Source organism: Arhodomonas sp. KWT2 (assembly GCF_041949875.1).
GTDB lineage: Bacteria > Pseudomonadota > Gammaproteobacteria > Nitrococcales > Nitrococcaceae > Arhodomonas > Arhodomonas aquaeolei.
Genome location: NZ_JBHFPQ010000032.1, coordinates 1 through 14,360, shown reverse-complemented (window position 1 = coordinate 14,360; position 14,360 = coordinate 1). Strand labels below are relative to the sequence as shown.

Annotated in this window: 18 protein-coding genes; 11 read left to right on the top strand and 7 right to left on the bottom strand. The window is 65.8% G+C overall.

Annotated features, from left to right (window positions below):
- Positions 1-5: 5 nt before the first annotated feature.
- Positions 6-968, bottom strand: a complete 963-nt coding sequence (locus tag ACEZHJ_RS04070) for a tripartite tricarboxylate transporter substrate binding protein (protein ID WP_163139918.1) — start codon at positions 966-968, stop codon at positions 6-8.
- Positions 969-1,671: 703 nt separating this feature from the next.
- Between ACEZHJ_RS04070 and ACEZHJ_RS04065 the strand changes: the two genes are divergently transcribed.
- The 9 genes from ACEZHJ_RS04065 to ACEZHJ_RS04025 are packed head-to-tail and all read left to right on the top strand — an operon-like array spanning position 1,672 to position 8,248.
- Positions 1,672-2,301 (top strand): flavin reductase family protein, encoded by a 630-nt coding sequence (locus ACEZHJ_RS04065; protein ID WP_163139922.1) that lies wholly within the window; start codon positions 1,672-1,674, stop codon positions 2,299-2,301.
- Positions 2,298-3,143, top strand: coding sequence for an IclR family transcriptional regulator (locus tag ACEZHJ_RS04060; protein ID WP_018718114.1), 846 nt, complete (start codon positions 2,298-2,300; stop codon positions 3,141-3,143). The genes ACEZHJ_RS04065 and ACEZHJ_RS04060 overlap by 4 nt, the downstream gene beginning before the upstream one ends.
- A gap of 26 nt (positions 3,144-3,169) precedes the next feature.
- The gene (locus ACEZHJ_RS04055; protein ID WP_163139926.1) at positions 3,170-3,865 is read left to right on the top strand and encodes a fumarylacetoacetate hydrolase family protein; all 696 of its coding nucleotides are present in this window, start codon (positions 3,170-3,172) and stop codon (positions 3,863-3,865) included.
- On the top strand, positions 3,862-4,608 hold the full coding sequence (locus ACEZHJ_RS04050) for a fumarylacetoacetate hydrolase family protein (protein ID WP_375036252.1): 747 nt from the start codon (positions 3,862-3,864) through the stop codon (positions 4,606-4,608). Before ACEZHJ_RS04055 ends, ACEZHJ_RS04050 begins: the two co-directional genes overlap by 4 nt.
- Positions 4,608-5,102, top strand: coding sequence for a hypothetical protein (locus ACEZHJ_RS04045; RefSeq protein ID WP_375036251.1), 495 nt, complete (start codon positions 4,608-4,610; stop codon positions 5,100-5,102). Before ACEZHJ_RS04050 ends, ACEZHJ_RS04045 begins: the two co-directional genes overlap by 1 nt.
- Positions 5,065-5,412: a fumarylacetoacetate hydrolase family protein gene (locus tag ACEZHJ_RS04040; RefSeq protein ID WP_375036250.1), complete on the top strand. Its 348-nt coding sequence runs from the start codon at positions 5,065-5,067 to the stop codon at positions 5,410-5,412. The genes ACEZHJ_RS04045 and ACEZHJ_RS04040 overlap by 38 nt, the downstream gene beginning before the upstream one ends.
- Before the next feature lie 11 nt (positions 5,413-5,423).
- A complete protein-coding gene (hpaI, locus tag ACEZHJ_RS04035) occupies positions 5,424-6,227 on the top strand; it encodes a 4-hydroxy-2-oxoheptanedioate aldolase (RefSeq protein ID WP_375036249.1) in 804 nt (267 codons plus the stop codon).
- 58 nt (positions 6,228-6,285) lie between these two features.
- Positions 6,286-6,729: a tripartite tricarboxylate transporter TctB family protein gene (locus ACEZHJ_RS04030; protein WP_018718109.1), complete on the top strand. Its 444-nt coding sequence runs from the start codon at positions 6,286-6,288 to the stop codon at positions 6,727-6,729.
- 4 nt (positions 6,730-6,733) lie between these two features.
- Positions 6,734-8,248: a tripartite tricarboxylate transporter permease gene (locus ACEZHJ_RS04025; protein WP_259202106.1), complete on the top strand. Its 1,515-nt coding sequence runs from the start codon at positions 6,734-6,736 to the stop codon at positions 8,246-8,248.
- A gap of 69 nt (positions 8,249-8,317) precedes the next feature.
- On the opposite strand, the gene ACEZHJ_RS04020 is transcribed toward ACEZHJ_RS04025, so the two are convergent.
- Positions 8,318-9,154 carry a LysR family transcriptional regulator gene (locus ACEZHJ_RS04020; RefSeq protein ID WP_259202107.1) on the bottom strand — a complete coding sequence of 279 codons (837 nt, stop codon included), beginning with the start codon at positions 9,152-9,154 and terminating at the stop codon, positions 8,318-8,320.
- A 98-nt stretch (positions 9,155-9,252) separates the two neighbouring features.
- Between ACEZHJ_RS04020 and ACEZHJ_RS04015 the strand changes: the two genes are divergently transcribed.
- Positions 9,253-10,233: an aldo/keto reductase gene (locus tag ACEZHJ_RS04015; RefSeq protein WP_163139934.1), complete on the top strand. Its 981-nt coding sequence runs from the start codon at positions 9,253-9,255 to the stop codon at positions 10,231-10,233.
- 349 nt (positions 10,234-10,582) lie between these two features.
- Entirely contained in the window at positions 10,583-10,963 is a 381-nt protein-coding gene (locus ACEZHJ_RS04010) for an alpha/beta fold hydrolase (protein ID WP_375036248.1), read from the top strand.
- 304 nt (positions 10,964-11,267) lie between these two features.
- Here the strand turns inward: ACEZHJ_RS04010 and ACEZHJ_RS04005 are convergent, their stop codons facing one another.
- From ACEZHJ_RS04005 to ACEZHJ_RS03985, 5 genes are all read right to left on the bottom strand, one after another.
- A complete protein-coding gene (locus ACEZHJ_RS04005) occupies positions 11,268-11,723 on the bottom strand; it encodes a hypothetical protein (RefSeq protein ID WP_163139939.1) in 456 nt (151 codons plus the stop codon).
- 119 nt (positions 11,724-11,842) lie between these two features.
- On the bottom strand, positions 11,843-12,166 hold the full coding sequence (locus ACEZHJ_RS04000; RefSeq protein ID WP_163139941.1) for a hypothetical protein: 324 nt from the start codon (positions 12,164-12,166) through the stop codon (positions 11,843-11,845).
- Between the two features lie 351 nt (positions 12,167-12,517).
- A complete protein-coding gene (gene prpF / locus ACEZHJ_RS03995; RefSeq protein WP_375036247.1) occupies positions 12,518-13,699 on the bottom strand; it encodes a 2-methylaconitate cis-trans isomerase PrpF in 1,182 nt (393 codons plus the stop codon).
- Entirely contained in the window at positions 13,696-14,124 is a 429-nt protein-coding gene (locus ACEZHJ_RS03990; RefSeq protein WP_240466345.1) for an endonuclease domain-containing protein, read from the bottom strand. Before ACEZHJ_RS03990 ends, prpF begins: the two co-directional genes overlap by 4 nt.
- A 104-nt stretch (positions 14,125-14,228) precedes the next feature.
- Positions 14,229-14,345 (bottom strand): hypothetical protein, encoded by a 117-nt coding sequence (locus ACEZHJ_RS03985; RefSeq protein ID WP_375036282.1) that lies wholly within the window; start codon positions 14,343-14,345, stop codon positions 14,229-14,231.
- Between the last annotated feature and the right edge of the window lie 15 nt (positions 14,346-14,360).

Genomic DNA, 14,360 nt, shown 5'->3' with positions numbered 1-14,360 from the left:
CCCGATCAGCGATGGATGTCGGCCTCGCGGATCAGCGTGGCCCAGCGCTCGTACTGCTCGTCGAGGAACGCCTTGAACTCGTCCACGTCCATGGCACGGGCGTCGGCGCCGGCGGTCTCGAATTTCTTCTCCACGGCCGGGTCGTTGAGGATCTTCTCCAGCGCCGCGTTCAGCCTGTCCACGACCTCGTCGGGGGTCCCCGCCGGGCCGAACAGGCCGGTAAAGGTCTCCGATACCGCGTCGGAATAGCCGAGCTCCTTGAGGGTGGGGACGTCGGGCAGGGACGGCAGGCGTTCCGGCGAGGTCACGGCCAGCGCCTTCAGCTTGCCGCTGTTGATGTACTGCCTGGCCACGGTGTACTGATCGAAGTTGAAGTCCACACGGCCGCCGAGCAGATCGGTGGTGGCCGGGGCGTTGCCCGCGTACTGGACGGTCAGCCATTCGGTGTCCAGCAGACGCTGCATCATTTCACTGATCAGGTGATTCTGGGTGCCGGCGCCCGGGGAGGCCATGGTCAGCTCGCCGGGGTTCGCCTTGGCCTTTTCGAACAGTGCCTCGGCGGAATCCACACCCAGCTCCGGATTCACCTGCAGCACCAGCGGCACGAAGGAGATGGAGCCGATGGGCGCAAAATCGTCCTTCCAGAAGTAGTTGTCCTTACGGAACAGCAGCGGGCTGAACAGCACCGGGCCGTTGGGGGCGACGAACAGGGTGTAACCGTCGCTCTTGGCGTTGATCACGTGGGAAGCGGCAATCATGCCGCCGGCGCCGGGCCGGTTCTCGACCACGAACGGCTGGCCGAATTCCTTCTCCAGGCGGTCGGCGATGATACGCGCGTTGAAGTCGACGTTGCCCCCCGGCGGATAGGGGACCACCAGCTGCACCGGCTTCTCCGGCCATGCCGCCTGGGCACCACCGGTCAGGCACAGCAACAGGAACGGAACGATCAGGCATTTGAAAAATCGCATTTTCTCTCTCCTCCCGATGCGGGGCGTTTGGCGTCGCGCCCCATACGACGAATGCCTTTTGTGTTGTTTCGGATCAGCTTCTGCATCCGCCGCCGCGCCTTCAAGCGCCTGAAGCCGGAGACGTCCACCATGTGGATTTTTTGACTCATTTGCCCCCGGGGTAGCCTTCCGGCCCCCGTCGTGGACGCACAGAGCCCGCCGGAGGAGGGAGACCGGGAACCGGTGCTCAGCGCGACGACGGCGGCCGTTCCCGGCATGAACCACGGCGGCCGGCCATACCCCGGGGGCACACCAGTGACGCCCGCCGGCCGCACCCCACACGGCGCCATCACGGTTCGACGGCCTCATGGCGCGGTTTCAGGGGATGACTTCTGCGATTGGCCCCTGCCCGAGCCACCGTGCGCGCACGGCCACCCGGGCGTAATGGCCAGCGCGGGACCAGGCCCCCGGCCAGGATTCCCGGAGGGTAGCGGCAGGCCGGAACGGACCGCCGCAGCACCGGCCGTGCGACCCGGCGGGGCGTCAGGAAAATCGGATCAGCAGCGGATACGGGGCCGATTTCCTCACCCCGGGCCAACGGCGCTCGCAACCACAAAGTCCACTATATGGACTTTTACGTCAGCACGTCGTTGTACCTTTCTCGCCCCCCTGCCTAGCATTCCGGTTAAACGATAAACAGCGAATCCACGGTGAGGAGAGAGATGTGCAAGTCGACATCGGCGCGCTTTCGCCCCAGCAGTGCTACCGCCTGATCAGCGGGATCGTGGTGCCCAGGCCGATCGCCTGGATCAGCTCCCGGTCTCCGGAGGGCGTGGTCAATCTCGCCCCCTTCAGCTGCTTCACGTTCGTCTCCAACAGCCCCCTGATGGTGGGCATCAATATCGGCCGCAAGGCCGGCCGCGAAAAGGATACGGCGCGCAACATCCGGACGCTCGGCGAGTTCGTCGTCAATATCGCCGACTGGTCCATGGTGGAAACGGTGCACGCCAGCGCCGTGGAATACGACACCCACGAGAGTGAGGTGGAGAGCCTGGGTCTGGCGGTGGAGCCGTCCGGAACCATTACCCCGCCGCGGTTGGCGATGACGCCGATCGGCATGGAGTGCCGGCTGCACAGCATCACCGCCTTCGGCGATACCGGCGCCGAGTTCTTCGTCGGCGAGGTCAGGCTGGTGCACATCGCGGACGCGCTCTACCAGGACGGCCGCATCGACACCCGCGCGCTGCAGCCGGTGTGCCGCATCGCCGGCGCCAACTACGCCACCCTCGGCGAGATCCGTGAGCTCAAGCCCGTGGCGCAAACCCCCAAGACCGTCGTGGAGCGCCGGCCATGAACGACGACACCCGGCCACCGGATACCGACGGGGACACGCCGGGCGGCGAGCACGGCGACGGCGGCAGGACCGTGGGCGCACGCAGCATCCGGCGCGCCCTGGCGATTCTCCGCATCCTCGCCACCGGCCAGGAACACGGGGTCCGGATCACCGACATCGTCTACCAGACGGGCCTCAACCGGCCCACGGTCCACCGCATCCTGCGCGTGCTGATCGAAGAGAAGGCGGTGGAGCAGGACCCCGAGACGCGCCGCTACATGGTCGGCCCGGAAGTATCCCTGCTGGGGCTCTCGCGCACCGCGCGGGTGCCGGTGAAGACCGTGGCCGAGCCCTACCTGCGGCACATCGCCGAACAGTGCGGCGACAGCGTCTTCCTGACCATCCGCAGCGGCTTCGACTCCATCTGCGTGGACCGCAAGACCGGCAGCTACCCGGTGAAGGTGCTGTCCATCGAGGTGGGCGCACGCCGGCCCCTGGGCATGAGCGTGTCCGGGCTGGTGCTGCTGGCATTCGCCGGCGACGACGAGGACGTGGACGAGGTGCTGCTCGGCAACGAACAGCGCCTGGCCGGCCACGGGCTGGAACCGGACGCGGTCCGCCGCCGCATCACCGAGACGCGCACCCTGGGCTACGCCTACAGCGAGGTGGGCGTGGTGCCCGGCACCCGCGCCCTGGCGCTGCCGGTGTTCGACACCGAGGGCGGGCTGGTGGCCTCCGTGGCGGTATCCGCCATGGCCGACCGGCTCAGCCCGGAACGGCTGGCCACCCTGGTGCCCCTGATCCGCCAGCAGACCGAGTTGATCGCCAAACGCCTCAGCGAAGTCCAGAAACGCCGCCGCTAGGCGCCCCTATAGAGTCTGGAGCGACCATGACATCCACGACCCTGCGCCCGGGAGGGCCCCTGCTGAGCGGCGCCGTCTACGGCTGCCTGCTCAACGTCCGCGACGAGCTGGACCGGCTCGGCGACGCCATCGACGAGCCCCCGTACAACGGCGCCCCCACCGGCCCGGTGCTGTACGTGAAGACCCCGAACACCCACATCGCCGCCGGCGCGCCGGTGCCCATTCCCGCCGACGTGGACCGGGTCCGTGTGGGCGCGAGCCTGGGCGTCGTGATCCGGGACACCCTGACCCGTGCCGACACCGGCCAGGCTGCGGCGGCGATCGCCGGCTACACCCTGGTGAACGACGTCACCGTGCCCCACGAGAGCCTGTTCCGGCATCCCCTCAAGCAGAAATGCCGCGACGGCTTCTGCCCGATCGGCCCGTGGCTGGTGGACGCCGCTGACCTGCCGGACCCGGCGACGCTGAGCGTGCGCGCCTTCGTCAACGGCGAATGCCGCCACGAGGCCGGCCTGGATCGGCTGGTACGCCCGGTGGCCACGCTCCTCGCCGACATCTCCGATTTCACCAGCCTCTACCCCGGTGACCTGATCCTCGCGGGTGTCTCCCCCGACGTGCCGCTTGCCGGCCCGGGCGACACCGTGGCGGTGGAGATCGACGGCCTCGGCCGGCTGGTGAATCCACTGGTCCGGGAATCGAGCCACCGGGAGCACACGTCATGAAGCGGGCACGTATCGCCTTCGAGGGCCGGGTCCATCAGGCCCGGGAGGACAACGGCCGGGTGCGCCTGGCGGACGGCCGCCACGTGGCGGAGAGCGAGGTGGTCTGGCTGCCCCCGGTGACGCCGGGCACGATCCTGGCACTGGGCCTGAACTACGCCGACCACGCCGCCGAGATCGCCTCCAGCGCCCCAAAGGAACCCATGGTCTTCCTCAAGGGCGCCAACACCCTGGTGGGCCACCGCGCCTTCACGCCGCGGCCCGCCGACGCCACCAACATGCACTACGAGTGCGAGCTCACGGTGGTGATCGGCCGGCCCGCCCGCCGTGTGGCACGGGCGGACGCCTACGACTACATCGCCGGCTACACCGTCGCCAACGACTACGCGGTGCGCAACTACCTCGAGGGCTTCTACCGCCCCAACTTCCGCATCAAGAGCCGCGACAACGGCACGCCCATGGGCCCGTGGCTGGCGGACACGGCGGAGATCCCCGACCCGATGGACCTGCGGCTCACCACCCGCGTCAACGGCGAGACCACGCAGCAAGGCACCACCCGGGACATGATCTTCGACGTCCCCTTCCTGATCGAATACTTCAGCAGCTTCATGACCCTGCGGCCCGGCGACGTGATCCTCACCGGCACCCCAAAGGGCACCGTGAACGTCATGCCCGGCGACGAGGTGGTCACCGAGATCGAGGGTATCGGCGCCCTGCACAACACCATCGTCGCGAGGACACCGTGATGCTCAGTGAAGACGCCATCCGCGACGCGGCCGAACGGCTCGACCACGCCGAGAGCGACCGCAGCCAGATCGACCATCTCACCCTGCAGTACCCGGAGCTGGGCTTCGAGGACGCCTATGCCGTCCAGCGCCGCTGGGTGGACATGAAGACGGCCCGCGGCCGCCGCGTGATGGGCCACAAGATCGGCCTCACCTCCCGGGCCATGCAGCGGTCCGCGCACATCGACGAGCCGGACTACGGCGTCCTGCTCGACGACATGTTCTTCGAGGACAACGGCGGGATCCCGGTGGAGCGGTTCATCGTGCCGCGCCTGGAGGTGGAGCTGGCGTTCGTCCTCTGCGGCGACCTGACCGGCCCGGACTGCACCGTGCTGGACGTGATGCGCGCCACCGAGTACGTCATCCCGGCGCTGGAGATCATCGACGCCCGCGTCCGCCAGGTGGACCCGGCCTCCGGTGCCCCCGCGCAAGGTGTTCGACACCATCTCGGATAACGCCGCCAACGCCGGCGTGGTGCTCGGCGGGCGCACCTTCCGCCCGTTCGACGTCGACCTGCGCTGGAGCGCGGCGGTATGCAGCCGTAACGGCGTGGTCGAGGAAACCGGCGTGGCCGCCGGCGTGCTCGGCCACCCCGCCAAGGGCATCGCCTGGCTGGCCAACAAGCTGGCACCGCACGGCGTCACCCTCCGGGCCGGCGAGATCGTGCTCGCCGGCTCCTTCACCCGGCCGGTGGCGGCGTCCGCCGGAGACACCTTCCACGTGGACTACGGCCCGCTCGGCGCGATCGGGCTGCAGTTCGTCTAACGGAGGCGGCGATGGAACTCCCCGTGAACCGTTTCAGGCAGGCACTGCGGGAGGGGCGCACCCAGATCGGCCTGTGGTGCGCCCTGGCCGACGCCTACGCCACCGAGATCGGCGCCGCCGCCGGCTTCGACTGGGTCCTGATCGACGGCGAGCACGGCCCCAACGACGTACGCTCGATCCTCACCCAGCTGCAGGCGGTGACCCCCTATCCCGCGCACCCGGTGGTGCGGCCCGTCAACGGCGAGTCCGACACCCTCAAGCCGCTGCTCGACGCCGGCGCCCAGACCCTGCTGGTGCCGATGGTGGAGAGCGTCGAGCAGGCGCGGCGCATCGTCGCCGCCACCCGCTACCCGCCCCACGGCCATCGCGGCGTCGGCGCCGGCCTGGCACGGGCGTCGCGCTGGGGCCGGGTAGCGGACTACGTGCACCGCTGCCACGAGCAGCTGTGCGTGCTGGTGCAGGTGGAAAGCCGCGCCGGCCTGGCCGCCCTGGACGGGATCGCGGCCGTGGACGGCGTGGACGGTGTCTTCATCGGCGCCGCCGACCTCGCCGCCGACATGGGCCACCCCGGCGAGGCCGGTCACCCGGAGGTCAACGCGGCGGTGCTCGACGCATTCAGCCGCATTCAGGCGGCGGGCAAGCCCGCCGGTGCGCTGACGCTCAACGAGGACCGGGCCCGCGAGCACCTTGCCGCCGGCTGCCGGTTCCTCGCCGTGGGCGCCGACGCCGCCCTGCTGGCCCGCGCCACCGACGCCCTGCTGCGCCGTTTCACGACACCGGAGGGCGATGCGCCGCCCACGCACGGAGGTTACTGACCCGATAGATAACCGGTCCCGGCACGGTCGCCGCACTTTCGGAGGAGGAGAGCGATCAATGACACGTCCAATCAACTGGCTTCAGGTCGGTGCCGCAGCGCTGCTCGGCCTGGTCGGTGCCTTTTTCGTCTGGCACGGCAGCGACTACCCGATGGGCTCGCTGCGCCGCATGGGGCCGGGGTTCTTCCCGGTCATCGTCGGGGCCGTGCTGCTGCTGTTCGCCATCCTGCTGGTGCTGGAGGTGGCGCACTCGGAGAAGGAAAAGGACTTCTGGATTCCCCGGCCGATCCTGATGGTCTCCGCAGGCTTCGTCGCCTTCGCCGCGCTGCTGGAGCGCGCCGGCCTGGTGCCCGCCACGCTGGTCATGGTGATCCTGGTCTCGCTCGCCGAGAAGCCGCTACGGCCGGTCTCGGCGGCGGCCAACGCGGTGGCGCTGAGCGTGCTCGGCGTCGTGGTGTTCCTCTACAGCTTCGGCATCCCCGTCGCGGCGATTCACTGGTGATCTGATGGATATCCTGCATAACCTGGCGCTGGGCGCCGGCGTCGCCTTCTCCCTGGACGGGCTGCTGTTCTGCTTCGTGGGCGTGCTGGTGGGCACGTTCGTGGGCGTGCTGCCGGGCATCGGCCCCCTAGCGGCGATCTCCCTGGCGCTGCCGCTGACCTATTACCTCTCGCCGCCGATCGCACTGATCATGTTGGCGGGCATCTTCTACGGCGCCCAGTACGGCGGTTCCATCGCCGCCATACTGCTGAATCTGCCGGGCACGGCCTCCGCGGCGGTAACCTGCCTGGACGGCAACCAGCTCACGAAGCAGGGCCGCCCGGGCGTGGCCCTGTTCACCGCCGCCATCGCCTCGTTCACCGGCGGCATCTTCGCCCTCGTGATGGTGCTCGGCTTCACCCCGATGATCGCGTCCTTCGCCACGGACTTCGGAGCCCAGGACTACTTCTCGATCATGCTGCTGGGCCTGGTCGCCGCGTCCACGCTCTCGGTGGGCTCGCCGCTGAAGGGCATGACCATGGTGGTGCTCGGTATCGCCCTGGGCATGGTGGGCATCGACGACACCTCCGGCGCCGAGCGCTTCACCTTCGGCCTGCTGGCGCTCTCCGACGGCGTCAACCTCGTGGCCCTGGCCATGGGCCTGTTCGGGGTCGGCGAGATCCTCGCCAACCTGGGGCAGACGCATCGCGAGCCCCTCAAGACCGACGGGCTGACCTTCCGGTCCATGCTGCCCAGGCGCGAGGAATGGCCCGGCCTGTGGCGGACCATCCTGCGCGGCTCCGGCATCGGCGCCTTCGTGGGCGCACTCCCGGGCTCCGGCCCCGCGATCGCGGCATTCATGTCCTACGCCGCGGAGAAGAAGATCAGCAGGAACCCGGAGGCGTTCGGCAAGGGCGAGCTGCGCGGCGTGGCCTCACCGGAATCCGCCAACAACGCCGCAGTGCAGGCCGCCTTCATCCCCACCCTGAGCCTGGGCATCCCCGGCGACGCAGTGATGGCCGTGCTGCTCGGCGCCATGATCCTCCACGGCATCACCCCGGGGCCCATGCTGGTGACCAGCGAGCCGGAGATGTTCTGGGGGCTGGTGGTCAGCTTCGGCATCGGCAACTTCATGCTGCTGATCCTCAACCTGCCGCTGATCCGCGTCTGGGTGCGGATGCTCTCGATCCCCTACCACGTGCTCTACCCGGCGATGCTGTTCTTCATCTGCGTGGGCGTCTACTCCGTGCGCAACAGCGTGTTCGACATCTACAGCACGCTCATATTCGGCGTGATCGGCTACTTCCTCATCCGCCTGCGCTACCCGCCGGCCCCCCTGCTGCTGGGGTTCATCCTCGGGCCGATGATGGAGGTGCACTTCCGCCGCGCCCTGCTGCTCGGCCGCGGCGACTACACCACGTTCTTCGACAGCGTGCCGAGCACCGTATTCCTGATCCTCAGCGCCCTGTTCCTGCTACTGCCGCTGTGGTCGACCTTCCGCAGGCGCACGGCCCGCCTCAGCAAAGAGGGACGGGACTGACGTTGTTGGCGGGAAAATGACCGCCCCGGCAACAACCGCGTCGCCGCCGGGAAACGGGGCGACGCGCGCTTACCGGACCGCGCCGATCAGCATGTCGGCCACGGCACGTACTGCGGGCGCATCCTTCAGATCCGCGTGAATGACCAGCCAGACAGGGCGTGGTTCGGGTCGCTCCGGGGTGACGCGGACGAGATTCCCGTTTCGCGCCGCCATAACGCACGGCAAAAGCGCCACGCCCAGCCCGGCCTCCGCGGCGGCACGCTGGCTGTGGAAGTCCCCCGTCAGCAGATCGAGGGGGCGGTTTCCCGCGAACTCCTCCAGCCAGCGTTGCTGCGGCACATGGGCGAGTGTCTCGTCGAAGGCAATGAAGCGCCACTGGTGCGGCGGGAGCCGGGCGACTTCGGGGCTGGCATAGAGCGCGAAGGCGACCGAGCCGATTCGGCGCATGATGTTCTGTCGCCCTTGTGGCTCGATCATGCGTACGGCCAGATCGGCCTCACCGCTGTCGAGCGAAGCGATGTGCGAACTCGCGGATAGCACGATTTCCAGGCCCGGATGCGCGGCGCGCAGGTCGCGCAAGGCGGGAATGATGATTTCACTGACGAGCACCGGCGGCGCCGTCAGCCTGACGCGGCCGGTCAGCGTGCCCCGCGTGGCGTGAACGAGGCGCTCGATGCGGTGCGCCTGCTGCTCCATGTCCAGGGCGATTTCGGCTATCTCCCGCCCCTTGTCGGTCAGCGGCGTGGCACGGGCGAGCCGGCGCACCAGCTTGTGACCGACACTTCCCTCGAGCGCGGCGAGCCGGCGCGACACGGTGGCGTGGTTCACACCCAGCGCGCGCGCCGCGCCGGCCAGCGAACCCTCCCGGTGCAGCACCGCCAGAACGTGAAGATCGCGCCAATCCATCTGATCATTTTTGCACAGATGACGTGTCGATATACCGAATTCTCAGCAGAGAATCCGCCTGCAAGAATCCTTCGACCACGTCAGACTGGAGCGAAATCATGATCCCGACCCTTCCTCTCGGAACTGCCGGCCCGACGCTGCCCGCGCTTGGCCTGGGCTGCATGGGCATGTCCGAATTCTACGGCGAGACCGATGACGACCGGTCACTGGCCGTGCTCCGGCGTGCCTATGAGCTGGGCGTGCGGATGTTCGACACCGCCGACATGTATGGCAATGGTCACAATGAAGAACTGCTGGCCCGCTTCCTGAAAGAGGGCGGTAGCGACGCCTTCATCGCTACCAAGTTCGGTATTCGCAAGGCACCCGGCGAATACGCCCGCACCATCGACAACAGCCCGGACTATATCCGGCGGGCGTGTGAAGCGTCCTTAAGGCGTCTCGGCGTCGAGCGGCTCGACCTCTACTACGTCCACCGCGCCGAGGCGGGGCGGTCGATCGAGGAAACCATGGAGGTGCTTTCCGGGCTGGTGCAGGCGGGCAAGATCGGGCATATCGGCCTCAGCGAGGTCTCCGTCGAAACCCTGCGCCGCGCCCATGCGGTTCACCCGGTGGCGGCCGTGCAAAGCGAATACTCGCTGACCACCCGCGACATGGAGACCGGGGTGCTTCCCGCCTGCCGTGAACTGGGGATCGCGTTTGTCGCCTACAGCCCACTGGGGCGTGGACTGCTGTCGGGCACGATGAATTGCGGCGATCTGGCCGAGAACGACTTCCGCCGCAACGCGCCGCGCTTTGCCGACGGGGCGCTGGAGGCGAACGTCGCGCGTCTCGGTACGCTGCGACACATCGCCGACCGGCGAGAGGCGACGCCTTCGCAGGTCGCGCTCGCCTGGGTGCTGGCCAAGGGCGTGTTTGCCATTCCGGGCACCAAGCGGGTGGCCTATCTCGAAGAGAATATCGCCGCTACCGACGTTCACCTTACCGCCGATGATCTGACCGAGCTGGATCGCGCCTATGCTCCAGGCAGCTTTACGGGGGATCGCTACACCGCCGAGGGCATGAAGGGTATTGACGCGTGAGCACAGTGGCAGACAGTCCGGATCAGGACGCGGCGGCCGGACGCCACGCGATGCAGGCCATTACCGGCGAGGCGATGGACGGCATTCTCGCCTCCGTCGGCAGTCATTCCCCGCAGCTCGCGGGCAACCTCGTTACCCATGCCTTCGGGTCGGTGATCGCCGACCCGAAGGCATGGGCCTGGTTGCGCGGGAGCTCGCGACCGTCGCCATGCTCGGCGCAATGGGCGGATGAGAGGGCCAGCTGCGCACCCATATCGGGTTCGCACTCGATTGCGGCCTCGCGCCCGAGAAGATCATCGCCGGTGCCGAACACGTCTCGGTCTATGCCGGTTATCCACGTGCGCTGACCATGCTGCGGATCGCACGCGAGGTGCTGAATGATCGCGGAGTGGCGCTTCCGGTCGCCCGGCCTTTCCACCTGCACGATCATACGACACGCCTGTTCGACAGCGGCGGCGATGGTCCGCCCCTGGTGCTGCTCCATGCGCTCAGCCTGGACTGGCGGATGTGGTCCCGCGTCATTCCACTGCTCACGCCGCGTTACCGGGTTATCGCCTACGACCTGCGCGGATTTGGCGGGCTGTCGCTCGGCGGGTCGATCGCGCTGGAGCTGGCGCTCCGGCGGCCCGACCTGGTCACGGACCTGACGGTAATCGCGGCGACGGCATGGCCTTCCCCCGCTTTCGAGGAACGCCCCCGGGCCGCCGAAACGGCGGGCATGGAGGCCTAGGTCATTCCCAGCCTTACGCGATGGTTCCGCACCAGCGCCGTGGAAATCGTGGTCTGTCCCCGATTTTCCGTTTAGGCCTGGTCTCAGCGGCCAATTCTGAGGCGCACCGCACCGGAAAATCGCTCCACTGCACCCCTGGTTAACCATTCCGCCCCGAAGTTTGCTTCATGAACTGGAGAAGCGGTTACTAGATGACTTATTTTCCACGAGCTATATCGATTTATTGTTGCATATACCCATCCGCCGTGGAAATCGTGGTCTGTCCCCAACCCCCTCCCAATCCCGCTGCCCCCAACCCCCAACATTACAACCTCCTAAACTCTTTATAATTGCCATTCCACCAGTCAATCCATGCATCATGCAGAATTTGCCCTTCAATAGATGCCTTTGGGTCGTACTTTGCAAATCCTTTCAATTGCTTTTCTATACAGGGTATGAATATGGAATGATAAGCCTCCGGCAATTTCGGATGCAATTTATAAAGTGTACCATCACTTACCAACTTTGCTTCTTTAAGTGCGATCGATAACTTATTGATATAAGTATTTCGTTCGTCTTCACTAAATGAACCAACAATAGAATTGCCACCAGTGATCTCCTTTAGATATCTATCAGCATTAAAGTACAATTCCTGTGCCCGCTTAAAGTTTTTTACTTCATTCTTAACCTTTGCAGTATTGGGGTCTTCACTACATGCACCGCCTAATATTAGGAAAATTAGCGCGACTAGCAGAAACAGATTTTGACGAAGCCTGTTCATTTTAATACCATATGCGTCATTATTGGGTCTTAACGCCGAACTAAAGGACACCCATGAAGCGCAGCGGGGTGGGCATCCATTTTGAGCGCCGTGTTATGCGATTTTGCCGTAGAATCAACTTACTGCTGCTCACGAATATCACCTTGCTGAAGCCCAATGTTCGAAATCTTTGTGAAATCATCAAAGCCACAGTTTTCACAGTGAAGATGAAAAGCTAGCGTGAAGCCTTCTGTGGCTTTCTTTTCATAAAATTCGTTGTATTCGTTTTCTTCTTTATGAACCCTCACCTCATACTCCAAAACCCTTAATATTTGTTTTCCTTCACATTTTGGACAAAGGAAATAAAAGTAGTCAGTAAGGCATGTTTCACCTTTCAATTTTCCTTCCGTGACATCATCGGAGCCGTGATACGCCTTACCTTTGTTGAACTTTGTCTTTGCCATTAGTCATGACTCCTTTATGCGCATAACAGTGATTAGATCGCGCACGAATATCGGATAAACGTGCGCGCGTGATATCACGGTTTCCTACGTGTTGAATATAGCTCGTATCCCCCTGTAAGGACAGAGGTTCCTATTCGGCTCGGGACTTCGCGCCGTGATATGCCGCTCGCAGTTTAGGCCGGGAGCAATATACGGGTATCGGGAGGCAAACGAGTCGGAGCAAGGTGCGACAGGCTAGACGTTGTCACCTAAGACAACGACCAGTCGCGAATGTAGGTCGGAGTGCCATCAGCGCCGGCAAACGGGGAACACTCCGCCGGGTGTTCCCCGTAGGACTCAGATCAGTGCGGACTAGAACGCGTCCCCGGGCACCCGCACCCAGCCCTCCATGAGCACCCGCGCGCTGCGGCTCATGATGGCCTTTTCCACGGTCCAGGCGCCGTCCACCTGCCGTGCCTCGGCGCCGACGCGGAGGGTGCCGCTGGGGTGGCCGAAGTGGACGGCGCTGCGGTCGTCACCGCCGGCGGCGAGGTTCACGAGCGTGCCGGGGATGGCGGCGGCGGTGGCGATGGCGACGGCGGCGGTGCCCATCATGGCGTGGTGGAGCTTGCCCATGGAGAGCGCGCGGACGAGCACGTCGATGTCCTCGGCCTTCACCGCTTTGCCGCTGGAGGCGGTGTAGCCCTTCGGCGGGGCGACGAAGGCGATTTTGGGGGTGTGCTGGCGGCTGGCGGCCTCCGCGACTTCGCTGAACAGGCCCATGCGCACGCCGCCGTGGGCGCGGATGGTCTCGAACATATCCAGAGCCTTTGGATCCTCGTTGATCGCGCCCTGGAGCTCGGTGCCGGTGTAGCCGACGTCCGAGGCGTTGACGAAGATGGTCGGAATGCCGGCGTTGATCATGGTGGCCTGGAAGGTGCCGACGCCGGGGACCTCCAAGTCGTCCACGATGTTGCCGGTGGGGAAGATCGCGCCGCCGCCGTCCGCCGGGTTCATGAACTCGATCTGGATCTCGGCGGCGGGGAAGGTGACGCCGTCCAGCTCGAAGTCGCCGGTCTCCTGCACCGCGCCGTCGGTGATCGGGATGTGGGCGACGATGGTCTTCTCGATGTTGGCCTGCCAGATGCGCACGGTGCAGTGGCCGTTCTCGGGGATGCGTCCGGCGTCGATGAGGCCGCTGTTGATGGCGAAGGCCCCCACGGCGGCGGTGAGGTTGCCACAGTTGCCACTCCAGTCGATGAAGGGCTTGTCGATGGAGACCTGGCCGAAGAGGTAGTCGATGTCGTGATCCGGGCTGTCGCTCCGGGAGAGGATTACGGTCTTGGACGTCGACGAGGTGGCGCCGCCCATGCCGTCGGTGTGCTTGCCGTACGGGTCGGGGCTGCCGATTACGCGCAGCAGCAGGGCGTCGCGGGCCGGGCCGGGCTGCTGCTGCGCGGCCGCCGGGAGGTCGTCGAGGCGGAAGAAGACGCCCTTGCTGGTGCCGCCGCGCATGTAGGTGGCGGGGATGCGGATCTGTGGTGCGTGGGTCATGGGTATGTCTCTCTCGGTTGGCTTCCCCCTCTCCCCAACCCCTCTCCCGCCAGGGGAGAGGGGCTAGACGCCGGCTTCCCCGGATATCGAGGCTTTGGCTGCTCCCCTCTCCCCTCGTGGGAGAGGGGCTGGGGGAGAGGGGGCAAGCTGTTCAGGATGTCCTCTAAGACATGGTCCGTTTCGTTCAGTATCTGGTGGTTCCAGTAGCGCAGGACGGTAAAGCCCTGGGCCCGGAGCCAGGTGTCGCGCCGTTGGTCGGCCGCGCTTTCGTTGTGCTGGCCGCCGTCGCATTCGACGATCAGCCGTGCGCCGAAGTGGACGAAGTCCACGATGTACGGGCCGACCGGTTGCTGGCGGCGGAATTTCCGGCCGAGCATTCGATGGGCCCTGAGCTGGCGCCAGAGGATGCGTTCGGCATCCGTCATGTTCCGGCGCAGCGATTTCGCGAAACGCTTCTGGTCCATTGCAGTCTTCCCTGACCGGTTGAGATTTCGTCCGCTCCCTTCCCGGGAGCGGTAATTTGTGGTGGTCAAGTAATTTCGGACACCGCGATGGGTGGTTCGGCTGCCATTTGTCGTTCGTAGACGTTGGGAGGCAGATAGCCCAGCGTCGAGTGGATTCTGACCGCGTTGTAGAAGCTGACGATATAGTCAGCGATGTC

Coding starts and splice junctions, on each gene's coding strand:
- ACEZHJ_RS04060 (WP_018718114.1), top strand. CDS start 2,298: ATGAACGACGACACCCGGCCACCGGATACCGACGGGGACACGCCGGGC.
- ACEZHJ_RS04045 (WP_375036251.1), top strand. CDS start 4,608: ATGCTCAGTGAAGACGCCATCCGCGACGCGGCCGAACGGCTCGACCAC.
- ACEZHJ_RS04000 (WP_163139941.1), bottom strand. CDS start 12,166: ATGGCAAAGACAAAGTTCAACAAAGGTAAGGCGTATCACGGCTCCGAT.
- ACEZHJ_RS04005 (WP_163139939.1), bottom strand. CDS start 11,723: ATGAACAGGCTTCGTCAAAATCTGTTTCTGCTAGTCGCGCTAATTTTC.
- ACEZHJ_RS04030 (WP_018718109.1), top strand. CDS start 6,286: ATGACACGTCCAATCAACTGGCTTCAGGTCGGTGCCGCAGCGCTGCTC.
- ACEZHJ_RS04015 (WP_163139934.1), top strand. CDS start 9,253: ATGATCCCGACCCTTCCTCTCGGAACTGCCGGCCCGACGCTGCCCGCG.
- ACEZHJ_RS03990 (WP_240466345.1), bottom strand. CDS start 14,124: ATGACGGATGCCGAACGCATCCTCTGGCGCCAGCTCAGGGCCCATCGA.
- ACEZHJ_RS04010 (WP_375036248.1), top strand. CDS start 10,583: ATGCTGCGGATCGCACGCGAGGTGCTGAATGATCGCGGAGTGGCGCTT.
- ACEZHJ_RS04070 (WP_163139918.1), bottom strand. CDS start 968: ATGCGATTTTTCAAATGCCTGATCGTTCCGTTCCTGTTGCTGTGCCTG.
- hpaI (WP_375036249.1), top strand. CDS start 5,424: ATGGAACTCCCCGTGAACCGTTTCAGGCAGGCACTGCGGGAGGGGCGC.
- ACEZHJ_RS04020 (WP_259202107.1), bottom strand. CDS start 9,154: ATGGATTGGCGCGATCTTCACGTTCTGGCGGTGCTGCACCGGGAGGGT.
- ACEZHJ_RS04050 (WP_375036252.1), top strand. CDS start 3,862: ATGAAGCGGGCACGTATCGCCTTCGAGGGCCGGGTCCATCAGGCCCGG.
- prpF (WP_375036247.1), bottom strand. CDS start 13,699: ATGACCCACGCACCACAGATCCGCATCCCCGCCACCTACATGCGCGGC.
- ACEZHJ_RS04025 (WP_259202106.1), top strand. CDS start 6,734: ATGGATATCCTGCATAACCTGGCGCTGGGCGCCGGCGTCGCCTTCTCC.
- ACEZHJ_RS04055 (WP_163139926.1), top strand. CDS start 3,170: ATGACATCCACGACCCTGCGCCCGGGAGGGCCCCTGCTGAGCGGCGCC.